Annotated in this window: 11 protein-coding genes; 8 read left to right on the top strand and 3 right to left on the bottom strand. The window is 32.5% G+C overall.

The window, feature by feature from the left end; translation table 11 throughout:
- On the bottom strand, positions 1 to 2,444 hold a 2,444-nt coding region (locus BUA99_RS14415; RefSeq protein ID WP_143151783.1), incomplete at its 3' end, for an Ig-like domain-containing protein.
- Positions 2,445 to 3,192: 748 nt separating this feature from the next.
- On the opposite strand from BUA99_RS14415, the gene BUA99_RS14410 reads away from it, so the two are divergent.
- From BUA99_RS14410 to BUA99_RS15160, 5 genes are all read left to right on the top strand, one after another.
- On the top strand, positions 3,193 to 3,678 hold the full coding sequence (locus tag BUA99_RS14410) for a SixA phosphatase family protein (protein WP_072993922.1): 486 nt from the start codon (positions 3,193 to 3,195) through the stop codon (positions 3,676 to 3,678).
- Complete coding sequence (gene ppk1, locus BUA99_RS14405; RefSeq protein ID WP_072993920.1) at positions 3,675 to 5,756, top strand: polyphosphate kinase 1; 2,082 nt, start codon at positions 3,675 to 3,677, stop codon at positions 5,754 to 5,756. The genes BUA99_RS14410 and ppk1 overlap by 4 nt, the downstream gene beginning before the upstream one ends.
- A 49-nt stretch (positions 5,757 to 5,805) precedes the next feature.
- Complete coding sequence (locus BUA99_RS14400) at positions 5,806 to 6,696, top strand: Ppx/GppA phosphatase family protein (protein WP_072993940.1); 891 nt, start codon at positions 5,806 to 5,808, stop codon at positions 6,694 to 6,696.
- 363 nt (positions 6,697 to 7,059) lie between these two features.
- The gene (locus tag BUA99_RS15040; protein WP_143151782.1) at positions 7,060 to 7,248 is read left to right on the top strand and encodes a glycoside hydrolase family protein; all 189 of its coding nucleotides are present in this window, start codon (positions 7,060 to 7,062) and stop codon (positions 7,246 to 7,248) included.
- 389 nt (positions 7,249 to 7,637) lie between these two features.
- Positions 7,638 to 7,805, top strand: coding sequence for a hypothetical protein (locus BUA99_RS15160; RefSeq protein ID WP_159430955.1), 168 nt, complete (start codon positions 7,638 to 7,640; stop codon positions 7,803 to 7,805).
- A gap of 101 nt (positions 7,806 to 7,906) precedes the next feature.
- Here the strand turns inward: BUA99_RS15160 and BUA99_RS14390 are convergent, their stop codons facing one another.
- Complete coding sequence (locus BUA99_RS14390; protein WP_084673568.1) at positions 7,907 to 8,557, bottom strand: SGNH/GDSL hydrolase family protein; 651 nt, start codon at positions 8,555 to 8,557, stop codon at positions 7,907 to 7,909.
- 301 nt (positions 8,558 to 8,858) lie between these two features.
- On the opposite strand from BUA99_RS14390, the gene BUA99_RS14385 reads away from it, so the two are divergent.
- Complete coding sequence (locus tag BUA99_RS14385) at positions 8,859 to 9,914, top strand: sensor histidine kinase (RefSeq protein WP_072993914.1); 1,056 nt, start codon at positions 8,859 to 8,861, stop codon at positions 9,912 to 9,914.
- A 171-nt stretch (positions 9,915 to 10,085) separates the two neighbouring features.
- Positions 10,086 to 10,499 carry an OsmC family peroxiredoxin gene (locus BUA99_RS14380; RefSeq protein ID WP_072993937.1) on the top strand — a complete coding sequence of 138 codons (414 nt, stop codon included), beginning with the start codon at positions 10,086 to 10,088 and terminating at the stop codon, positions 10,497 to 10,499.
- 60 nt (positions 10,500 to 10,559) lie between these two features.
- Here BUA99_RS14380 and cysM read toward each other — a convergent pair whose 3' ends face one another.
- Positions 10,560 to 11,447 carry a cysteine synthase CysM gene (gene cysM / locus BUA99_RS14375; protein ID WP_072993911.1) on the bottom strand — a complete coding sequence of 296 codons (888 nt, stop codon included), beginning with the start codon at positions 11,445 to 11,447 and terminating at the stop codon, positions 10,560 to 10,562.
- A 351-nt stretch (positions 11,448 to 11,798) separates the two neighbouring features.
- Between cysM and BUA99_RS14370 the strand changes: the two genes are divergently transcribed.
- Positions 11,799 to 12,497, top strand: coding sequence for a DUF1003 domain-containing protein (locus tag BUA99_RS14370; RefSeq protein WP_072993907.1), 699 nt, complete (start codon positions 11,799 to 11,801; stop codon positions 12,495 to 12,497).
- Positions 12,498 to 12,516: the final 19 nt, after the last annotated feature.

Below are 12,516 nucleotides of genomic sequence, written 5' to 3'. Positions count from 1 at the left end.
ACAGAACCTTTATCACTAAAACACTTCGGTTGCGTAGCAGTAGCAGTAAATGCAATTTCACTAGGAGCCGCATTAATTGTTACCGTTATTGATTTGGTACAACCACTTGCATCTGTTGCGGTATAGGTATAATCACCCGCAGCCAGAGCTGTTGTCGCAGTTGAACTAAAAGTAATCGTTCCAGTTCCTCCAGTTGGAGTACTTAAAACTACAGAACCTTTATCACCAAAACACTTCGGTTGCGTAGCAGTAGCAGTAAAAGTGATTGCAGGGCTAATTGTTAAAACAACTGGAGTTCTTGTTATGCTTGAACAAGTACCATCAGAAGCTTGTGCATAAACTGTCTTAGAACCTACACCAATTTGTGTAGGCGTTACAATTGATCCCCCTGTTGCAGAAGAATACCAAGTAATAGTCCCTCCAGTTGCTGTAGCAGTTAAAGTTTGAGTAGAGGTTCCATCAGAGCATACTGTTTGATTACTTGCAGTTGGAGCAGGTACCAAAGCCTTTGGTGTAGTAGTTGCACTTGCTAAATTGTTTGTAGAATTTGAATCAGAGGATGAAGTAATGGTAGCGTCATTTTTATATACACCTGATTCATTTACTTTTGCTGTAATTTTTAAAATTACATTTTCATTTTTATTTAGCGAACCGATAGACCAAATTCCTGTTGATGGAACATAAGTACCTAAAGCTGTAGATGAAGAAACATAGCTATAACCGCTAGGTAATTTGTCAGTTACTGAAACTCCAGTCGAATTGCTAGAACCATTATTTTTTGCAGTAATTGTAAAAATAACGTTTGTACCAACGCATGGTTTTTCAATATCCACGATTTTCTCAATAGAAACATCACCACAGATTATCACTGAAATAACTGAGGATTGAACAGCAGTCCCGCAATTTAAAGTTTGAGAAACAGAGTAACTACCAGTTGTTGTTGTTTCATAAGTATTGCTTGTGGCTCCTGAAATTATTTTTCCATCCAAAAACCACTGATAAGGGCCAAAACCTGCACTAGCAGTTAGAACTGCTGAGACTGCACATTGATCTGTAGCCGAAGCAGGTGAGACTGTTGGCGGCGGTGGTTGTTGTGTATAGTTAGAAAAAATTGCCGACATTGAAAAACCTCCTCCTTGTTGTACGATACCAACAGTCATTTTTGAATCACTTGCAATTGTAATATTTGCCGGATTGCCAATTTCTGTACTTGTAAAGTCAATTAGATACCAACCAGTATTTCCAAGTTGTCTTCTTACACCAGCCACAGTTTCGATATTGCTACCGTTTGCTGTTACAGCAGCCGTGGCGCTTTGTAGTAATATGTAACCAAAATAAGGGAGATCATTTTCAATATAACCTCTGAATTTATAAGTTTCTACATAGTTTGAGCCACCACAAGTTGAAACTGGGGCTACACTCGTAACGTCTACTTCGCACGTAATAGCAGTTCCAGAAAATACACCAATCTTTTTGTCACTTACAATTCTTGATGCTGAGAAAGATGCTGATGTTCCATGCTGATATGTGTAAAAACCACCAGCTAAAGCTATTGTTTGAGTAGTTGTGCTACTTAAAGTTCCTGTTTCAGAAAATTGTTGTATCGTGATTAATGTGTTCGGTTCGGTTGCTATAATTGTAGTTTGTTCAGCGGTACTATTACCTTGTCCTTTAAAAATTACATATTCATTGCCTAATACCGCTATAGGAGGTACCTGATCTAAAGTTCCATCTCCGCATCCACTTGGAGCATCAATTTTAGCTGCCGTGTTTACTACCGCAGGTTGCGAAGTTTCCACCAAAGTTCCCATTGTATTTTGAAACAAATAACTTTCACCTGCATTCAAAGTTGTAGTTGTGGTACCATTAATTTTTACAGAAGTATTGTTTGTAATGGCCATTACGCTATAGGTTGGCGCCGTGCTATTATTTAAAGTACCATTTCTATAATATCCAACTCTGAAGCTGACTCCTATTCCAGCATCACCAAAACTAGTTAGCGAAGCGTTACCTTTAATATGCGTGGCGTCACCTCCTGTAGCATCTGAGGCTACATTTCTAATATTTATTGAGACTGGAGCGGTCGCAGTGATGTTTAAACCCGCAGCCGAAATAACGGTATTTTCTGTATAATACTCCGAACCAACAGCTGTTGGTGATCCTAAAAATCTATAAACCGTCGGATTTCCTTTTATAACTGATAATGTGGTAATTAGAGTTCCATTACTCTTTTTTACCAACACAGAAACAGCAGTCGTAGATTCAGTGGCGACAACTAATTCATTAGCATTGCTAAAATATCTCCATGGTGCCGGAGCGATATAATGCTGACTATAATACTGTGCACTAGAACTTAATGAGATCAGCAAGGTGAAAATAAGTAGCAAAAGTGTGCCACTATTTACGATGCTTTTGGCAGGTTGATTAGAGTAATTTTCTTTCATATACTTGTGTATTATTTTTAATGATGATACAGATAAATATTTATTGTTTTTGCATAACAAATATTTAGGTAAGATAAGTACGAACAGAACTTTTTAAGACCTTAATACTTTTCGTAGCAAAGTTAATTATTAGTTACATGCTCGCGGAATAATTTTTTTTATTTGAATTGCAACTTTGTTTGTTCACGAAAGATCAGTTTGACTAATCAAAATCCATTGAAGATTTTTCAGCTAGCAATTTATATATTTACTAGCTACAAACGATTTGTAATTCTTTTGAAAATTGATGAGGATTGTTGCAGGTGACGAATTCTTGACGAATTCACAATATTTTTTAAGGTAAAATAAATATTTATCATGTAGATTTTAGTGATTATTAATTAGATTTCGGGAAATAGGCTTTATTTTGATGATAAAAGTATTTAAAAAGTGTAATAATGATTTTTTTTTTCTTTGAACTACTTATAAATTCGTTTAAGAACCCTATTTGATCGTACCTTACGTAATTTTGGGATGCAAAAATAATTTTAAATATGCATGATTTCTAATTTTATATTAAAAAGAGAAATTAGGTTAACAAAATTTTTAAATCATAATTAAATATTAGCTTTAAATTTATATTAATCAAGTTATTACGTTCACCGATTTACTATTGCAGAAATGTACTTGGTAAAGCTTATGTTAAAATATAAGTGATACTCACAAGCATTACAGTTTAAAATATAGAACAAGATAATATAATAATAATATGAAAAACTTAATACTAATTCGCCATGGAAAGTCCAGTTGGGAAGTTCCCATGCACGATAAAGATCGCGGGTTGACGTGCAAGGGAGTTCAAGATGCGCATGATGTTTCAACCGTTGTTAAAGATTTTATTCCTAAAGTGTTTACTTTGATGAGCAGTTCTGCGAAAAGAACTGTTGATACAGCGTTAATTTTTGCTCAAAATTTCTCCTATCCTTTGGATAGTATAATATACAAAGACGACCTTTATACATTCGATGAAATAGTACTTGAGAATTTTATAAAATCATGTGGTGATACCTTTGAAAGTTTAATTCTTTTTTGTCATAATGGTGCAATTACAGATTTTGTTAATAAATTTGGCGATCAAATGATTCAAAATGTTCCCACTGCTGGATTTGTGCACTTAAATTTTGATACAAATCAGTGGAGAACGATTAAAAAAGGAAAAATTTTAAAAACAGTATTTCCCAAAAACTTAAAATGAATAAAGTTATAGATCATAAATATATAGATAGAGAAAAAAGTTGGTTATCATTCAACGCAAGAGTTCTTCAGGAAGCTGCTGATAATTCAGTTCCATTGCTAGAACGACTCCGTTTTTTAGGAATTTTTTCTAACAATTTGGATGAATTTTTTCGAGTTCGGTTTGCAGCGATTAGACGATTGAGTTTAACCGGTTTTTCAGGTGAAAAATATCTTGGTGGAATATCGTCACAACAACTTGTAAAAGATATAACTGATATTGTTATTCAACAGCAGTCTGAAAGTTTGAGAATATTGAATATTATTGAAAATGAACTAGAGACCAAAAATATTTTTATCATTACAGAATGTGATATTACAATTGAACAAGAAATTTTTTTAAAAGATTTTTTTATTCAAAAAGTTAGTCCAGAACTTGTTACCATTATTCTTAACGATCTTGCAGAATTTCCATTACTTAGAGACACCTCTGGTTATCTGGCAGTTAAACTTGTCATGAACACTAATGCTGAGATTAGATATGCCGTTGTTGAAATTCCTAAAACTATTAATCGTTTTGTTGTTTTACCCTCAAACAATGAAAAACAGTATATTATACTACTCGATGATGTTATAAGACATAATTTAGGAAGTATTTTTAATATTTTTGATTACAAAAGTGTTTCGGCTCACATGATAAAAATTACGAGAGATGCACAACTTGACATCGATAGTGATTTGAGTAAAAGTATGATCGAAAAAATATCGCTTAGTGTCAAAGATCGCCGTATTGGAGAGCCTGTACGTTTTATTTACGATCAGTTAATTGAACAGGATACACTTTTATTTTTTCTTGATAAAATGGGAATTGTATCTACTGATAGTATTATTCCAGGCGGTAGATACCACAACAGACGCGATTATATGAATTTTCCAAATCTTGGTCGCTTCGATTTATTATATCAAAGAAATATTCCGTTACCAATTCCTGGATTAAGTCTGGAAGGAAGTATTTTAGAGCGAATAAGTGAAAAAGATTATTTGCTTAATGCGCCTTATCAGTCCTTTTCATATCTAACAAAATTTTTGAGAGAAGCGGCTTTAGATCCAAAAGTATTTTCAATAAAAATCACGTTGTACCGACTAGCTAAAAACTCTCAAATTATAAGCTCACTAATAAATGCGGCTAAAAATGGTAAAAAAGTTACTGTTCAAATCGAATTGCAAGCTAGCTTTGATGAAGCTTCGAATATTTCTTATGCAGAGCAAATGCAACTGGAAGGTATTGAACTAATTTTTGGTATAAAAGGTTTAAAAGTGCATAGTAAAATATGTGTTATCGAAAGATATGAGAACGATAAAATAAAGCGCTACGGCTTCATCTCTACTGGAAATTTCAATGAAGCAACTGCAAAGATCTATACTGATGTTACACTCTTTACCAGTCATCAGCAGATCCTAAAAGATATCATGAAAATTTTTGATTTTTTTGACATCAATTATCGAGTGCACCGTTATAAACATCTCATTGTTTCTCCTCATTATACTAGAACTCGATTTATAAAGTTAATTGATCGAGAAATCATACATGCACTAGCCGGTAGAAAAACTCATATTAAGTTAAAAATGAATAGTTTATCTGATTTTGAAATGATCGATAAATTATATGAAGCTAGTAAAGCAGGTGTTAAAATTAAATTACAAATTAGAGGAATATGTTCGCTTATTCCAGGAATTCCGGGCTTAAGTGACAACATAGAAGCAGTTAGTATCGTTGATAATTATTTAGAACATTCTCGTATTTATATTTTTGGTAATGCAGGACAAACAGAAGTTTACATTTCTTCGGCTGATTTTATGACTCGAAATATTGACGGCCGGGTTGAAGTAACCTGTCCCATCTATGATCAAGGAATAAAAACTGAATTAATAGAAAACTTTGATATCGGTTGGCGCGGGAATGTCAAAGTACGTTTACACTCCTATAAACTAGATAATAAATATAAACCCCGCAATCATAATCCAATTTTTAGGGCACAATTTGAGACCTATAAATATTATCAAAATAAACTCCTATTAGAGACCACACTTCGAGAATAAATAAAAATTGAATTTTTTAAAAGAAAAAAAATCAATTAAAGCAGAACTTATGATTAAAATAAAAAGATACGCAGCTATAGATATTGGTTCAAATGCGATGCGATTATTACTTGTAAATATTGTAGAGCAGGAAGGTAAAGAGCCACAATTTAATAAAAGTTCTTTAGTCCGTGTTCCTATTCGTCTTGGTCAAGATGCATTTACTGTGGGTGAAATATCTCCAGAAAATGTTGAGCGCATGTGTGATGCAATGAAGGCATTTAATTTGTTGATGAAAGTTCATAAAATTGAACGCTATATGGCTTTCGCAACTTCGGCAATGCGTGAGGCTTACAATGGTAAAGAAGTAGTAGATTTGATTCAGAAAAAAGCAGACATAAAAATTGAAATAATAGATGGTAAAAAGGAAGCAGCAATTATCGCATCAACTGATTTACATCATTTATTAAAAACGGATCAAACCTATCTTTTTGTAGATGTTGGTGGAGGTAGCACTGAATTTACACTTTTCTCGAATGGTAAGCTGGTTATCTCTCGCTCCTTTAAAGTGGGTACCGTGCGTTTACTAAACAACATGGTTTGCGACGTAGTTTGGGAAGAAATTGAAAAATGGATTAGGGCTAGTACTGCTGATTATGATGACGTTACACTTATAGGTTCTGGTGGAAACATCAACAAGTTGTTTAAAATGTCAGGTAAAATGCAAGAAAAACCACTATCTTACATGTATGTGAATTCTCAATATGCATTCCTTAATTCTCTTTCGTACGATCAAAGAGTGGCTGAGTTAGGACTAAATCCTGATCGTGCGGATGTCATTATTCCTGCCGTTAGAATCTATCTTAATGCTATGAAATGGAGTGGCGCAAGGAATATTTATGTGCCTAAAATTGGACTTTCTGATGGAATTGTAAAAGCCATGTATTTTGGAAAAATATAAAAGTAATTTCTATAGGGTCTCAATTATGGATTAAGTAAAATGATATGGTTGTAATAATTACCTAATCGGTATGAGTAATATAGTCCGCCGTTTTCCATAGCATCCTTTCCTAATACCTGCTGAGTTAATGGCAACTAGTTATAAACTTCAAATCATAAGTTTACTTAGTCTTATTGCTTTTGTTTTTAAGTATAAAACTTATTACTAGACGATTGTAGCCGAATTAATTACAAAAAAGAGCGTATTGTTTCTTATAAGCTAATTAATGATGTTGATGAATTTTAAATTATTGAAGTTGCACTCAATGATCCTAATTTAATAGCTACTGATCCAGGAGTTATTAAATAGAAAGTTTTTGATCGTTTGACTATACTTTTCCATTTGCGCTTATTTTACAATGATTATGGAATTCACTTTTATGAAACATTATCTTCTATTATTTTATCAGAAATGAGTGTTTTAGACAAATTTGCCATTGAAGATTATCGCTTTTGTAAAGTAGATAATGACTATAACTTTACTTATACTGCGGTTTCAGATAGCGAAGTGTGATTAGGCTTGTAGTTTGCGTACAAAGACCGATTGGAAAAATTTCGAGAATGAAGCTAGGATTTTTCCGCCATATAATAAAGATTGCGCTATTTTGAATTGTCTGTAAATAATAAATATTATGGACTGTACAGACTTTCAAGTCCTGAAATTGAAGGAAGTTTCATTTGACTTGCTGAATCACTTAATGGTGATCACGGGGGGAACTATAAATATATTTTGAAAACTAGAATAGCGCCCGAGTTGGAGCTGGTGCCGCAATCAATAAGGATAAAAAAAGGTTAGTTGGAGATTTATCACAGTGCAAATGTAGAAAATCATTATTGCTTGGGTGCTTTTTTAATGGATTTATAAAACCCTTTAAAAGGTAGAGCACGTTCTAATGATCCTTTATGGCTCTAATAGGAGATTATGAGCGCAACGCATTTTTTACTGGTGTGGCTTTTAGCAATGGTGATATAGTAAACGGCGACCAACTCACAATTTATTATAGAGCAACTGATGAGTTTCTTTATCATGCTCACTTTTCTATAGAAGAAATTCTTGCCTTGCTTGTCTAATCGACCAATAAGCGATATTCGTAAGATAAAAAACTTCGTAAAGAATTAAAAGACCTCTCTTTTTTGCGATAATTATGGGTTATTTTCAAAACAATAGAGTGCTAACTGCTACTTTTCTTTAACGTCAATTCAATCGCTCTGTTAGCAAGGAGTTTCATTATCTGGTATCCTGCTTTATTTGGATGAACGCCATCATCAGAATAATTTATTTTTAATCCTTGTCTTTCATCTACCATGGAAGAATAGTAATCGACATATTTTATTTTGTTTTTGTAAGCATAATTTTTAACAATTTTGTTTATCGCTTTTATTTTTGCGACGGGATTTTGATTAGGTTTCCATGGAAAATCTAAAGCGGGCAACACAGAGCATAGAATTATTTTGACATGGTTAGCTTTAGCAAGTTCCGTCATTGAGAAAATATTGTCCCGAATCATTTCAATACTTGAAGGGCCTGTGTTTCCAGCTATATCATTTATTCCCGCTAATATTACAACTACTTTGGGCTGCAAAGCAATAACATCGGCTCTAAAGCGAATCAGCATTTGTGGAGTAGTTTGTCCGCTAATTCCACGATTTACATGGTGTTTTCCTTTAAAATAATCAGGATCAATCGCACTCCAAAATTCTGTGATAGAATCGCCAAAGAAAATAATTCTTTTTTCTCCAGCAGTCGGATTTTGAAGTTTTGCATTTTGAGTTTGATATTTATTTAAATTAGCCCAATCTTGTCCTTGAATTTTTCCTGCCATAATTACAAATGTAATTACAAATTTAGATTTTCTTAGAAAGTTGAACATTTGATTCATTGAAAATAGTATCATCGCTTTTTTATAATTGTAGCAGATGCATCATTATTATCTAAGTAAACTGTAAAAGGGAAGCATTTTTAAAAATATAACAAATTAATGATACCATTATAGTTTGAAGGAAGAGCTAAAAACGAAATACTATTATCGTCTTGTAGTAGTTCAGAATTCAGATTTACGTTTAAATAATCTATAAAAGGCTAACAATATTAAAGTACTACCTTTGTTTAAAGTAAAAACACCAATGAAGCTATATCGAAATTTATCCAAAATTAAATTTTTAAAAAAGAGTTACGCTTTTAAATTTCTATTTGTTGCATTTATAGGCATTCATATTCCGTTAATAGGAATGTTATTCTTTGTGCTTTACGGAAGTGAAAATATATCAACGCAAACAATTCTATTTTTCGCTCTAATTATGACATTGCTAGCTACAGCAGCTACTTTATACTTTTTAAAGCAATTAATTAAACCAATTGAAACGGCCTCTAAAGCTTTAGACAATTACAGAAATGAAAGGAAGGTTCCAGCGATGCCCGCACAATTTCAGGACGAAGCTGGATTGTTGATGAGCAATATTCAAAAATCAATTTTAGAAAATGAGCAGTTTATCTCCGATAAGCAAGATTTGATATACCTACTTTCCCATGATTTTAAAAACTTTACAGGTAATTCGCAGGGATTAGCGCAACTAATTTTAGCTGAAAATGCTACAGAAATAGTGCAAGAATATGCACAATTAATTTTAGAATCAACAAATCAGCAATTTACATTTATTGAAATTTTCATAAAGTTAATTAGAGATGAAGAGGAAATCTCAAATAGATCGTTACGAACAAACATAATCTATTTACCAGCGGTTTTTGATTTGGTTAAGAATCAGTTGAATCAAAAATTGGTTTCAAAGAACATTAAACTGATTTCCACTATTATTAGTGATGAAGTTACCCTTTACATAGATCAGGATTTATTAGTTCGAGTACTAATAAATTTAGTGGATAATGCAATAAAGTTTTCTTTTCCCGAAAGCGAAATTCAGCTTAAATTTTCAAATGAAAATGAGAAATTTATTTTTTCGGTTTCTGATTCAGGAATTGGATTTAATCCAAGAAATAAAGAGGAATTATATAAAAAATTCACTAGCAGAAGTCGAGTAGGAACTGCAAACGAACCTTCAACCGGTATTGGTTTGTATTTATGTAAAAAAATTGTTGAAAAATATAAAGGCAATCTATCACTTGAAAGTGAAGGGATAAATCAAGGCGCAAAATTTTCTATTACTTTCACTAGTGCGCTTTAAGAATTTAAATCTTTAAACTTTCGTTAAAAATAATCAATCGCTTTACTTCTTCTTATTGAAAGGTTTAAATTTGAGTAACATGATTTTGTTTTAAGAGGAATGTCATTTTATGAAATTGAAAATGAAATCAGTATAAAACATCAATTTAAAAACCATTTAAAAATTAAAAGTATGAAAAGAAATGCAACAGCAGTATGGAAAGGTTCTGTAAAAGAAGGAAATGGACAACTTACTACACAAAGTACTACGCTAAACAATACACAATATTCTTTCAAATCTCGATTTGAAGAAGGAGTAGGTACAAACCCAGAAGAATTGATTGCGGCAGCACATGCAGGTTGTTTTACGATGCAATTATCAGCCTATCTCTCGGAGGAAGGTTTTCAGATCGAGAATATTGAGTCAAAATGTGTTATCGATTTAATAGATGGTGCAATTGTCACTTCACATATAACTATTTCAGCAAAAATAAAAGATATTACTGACGAAGTTTTTCAACAGCACGTTACAAAGGCAGAAAAGAATTGCCCGATTTCAAAGCTTCTTAATGCAGCAATTTCTACGGATGCTACATTGATTGCGTAAAAAAGCAGAACATAGAAGGGGATTAGTTTTTATTGAAAATTAATCCCCTTTTACTTTTATTTAATCAAATAAATCAGACGATAAATAGCGATCACCTCTATCACAAATAATAGCAACAATTACTCCAGTGTCTAGGGTACTTGCTATTTTAATTGCGGCAGCAACTGACCCTCCGCTACTCATGCCAGCAAATATTCCTTCTTCAAGAGCTAATCTTTTAGTCATTGCACGTGCTTCTTTTTCAGAAACTTCAATCAGCGTGTCCACTTTTGAAGCATCATAAATTTTTGGAAGATATTCTTTTGGCCATTTTCTAATTCCGGGTATTTGAGATCCATCGCTTGGTTGTGCACCTACTATTTGAATGGATGAATTCATTTCTTTTAAGTACGTCGAAGTCCCCACTATAGTTCCTGTTGTTCCCATTGCTGCTACAAAATGGGTGACAGTTCCATCAGTATCATTCCACACTTCTGGACCTGTGGTGTTATAATGAGCTTTCCAGTTATCATCATTGGCAAACTGATTTAACATGATATAGCCGCCTTCGGCTACTTTTTTATCCGCGTAATCTCTGGAGCCAATGATTCCTGTGCTTGCCGGTGTTAATATTACAGTTGCACCATAGGCACGCATCGTTTGCGTACGTTCTTTTGTTGAATCTTCGGGAAGTACTAGTTCAATTTCTATGTTGAACAATTGTGCAATCATGGCTAAGGCGATACCTGTATTGCCGCTAGTAGCTTCAATTAATTTATCACCTTTCTTGATTTCGCCTCGATCTAAAGCCGATTTTATCATGTTATAGGCCGCTCGGTCTTTTACGCTACCTCCCGGATTATTACCTTCTAATTTTAAAAAAAGTTTTACGTTTTTATTTTGAACTAAATTTATTGATTCAACTAACGGAGTGTTTCCAATTAGATCAACTATTTTTTGAGATATCATGTTAGTTTATTTGATGTGTTTTTAATCGATGCAACCATAATAGGGGTCATAATTAAGTAAATTTATTTTTTTTTCATTGTCAGTAGTAAGGTGTTTTTTGCACTAATCGCAATAAGTGTTGGTAATGATTAATGTGTTAGGGCAATCACTGTATTTGATGTAAAAATAGAAACAAAGATATTGAACTAAATTTGATTATTTATTTCGAAAAAGAAAGCTATTACCTTATTTTTATTACTTTTCATTAAAATTGTTAGTAATTTAGTTCTATAATAATTTGGTTACTTAAAACAAATCATCTTTTAAAAAATAGTTGAGCAAATCTTATTTAAAATACCTTAAAAAATATTTATGAACAATAGCACTTTTATAAGCGATCTTTCAAAAAAGGATTTTCCTATTTCTGAGAAAATATCTGCAAAGACAGTACGAGATCCTATTTTTACTTTAATTAAATTTGATTACCCAGATTTTGATGAAAATCAATTTCTATCTATTGCAGAACTGAATATGTACCGTGAAAAATATATTTCTAATTATCTATCTGTTGAAATAGGAGAGCTTTCTAAACTAGAAAACAAAGTTATTGGCTCTTTAAAAAAAGATGTTTCATTGGTGAATTCTGTTGAAGATGAAATAGGATTTAGAACCTTTGGACAAAAAATAGCCGATAAAGTAGCAGCATTTGGCGGAAGTTGGAAATTTATTATACTTTTTGGAATATTTATCTTGCTTTGGATTTTGGCTAATATTTATCTTCTAATTAATAAAGGATTCGATCCCTATCCATTTATCTTATTGAATTTAATTTTGTCTTGTTTAGCTGCGCTTCAAGCTCCAGTGATTATGATGAGCCAAAATCGACAAGAAGAGAAAGATCGAGAAAGAGCTAAGAAGGATTATATGATTAATTTAAAATCAGAACTTGAAATTAGAATGCTTCATGAAAAATTAGATCATTTAATTATGCATCAACAAGAGGAGTTAATTGAAATTCAGAAAGTTCAAATCGAAATGATGAATGATATTTTAACTAGAATTAAAAAATGATTTTTAAAAATGTAATTAA

The organism is Flavobacterium segetis, from assembly GCF_900129575.1.
Classification (GTDB): Bacteria; Bacteroidota; Bacteroidia; order Flavobacteriales; family Flavobacteriaceae; genus Flavobacterium; species Flavobacterium segetis.
The sequence above is the reverse complement of the archived record's forward strand: the minus strand, read 5'-3'. Positions and strand labels throughout refer to the sequence as shown.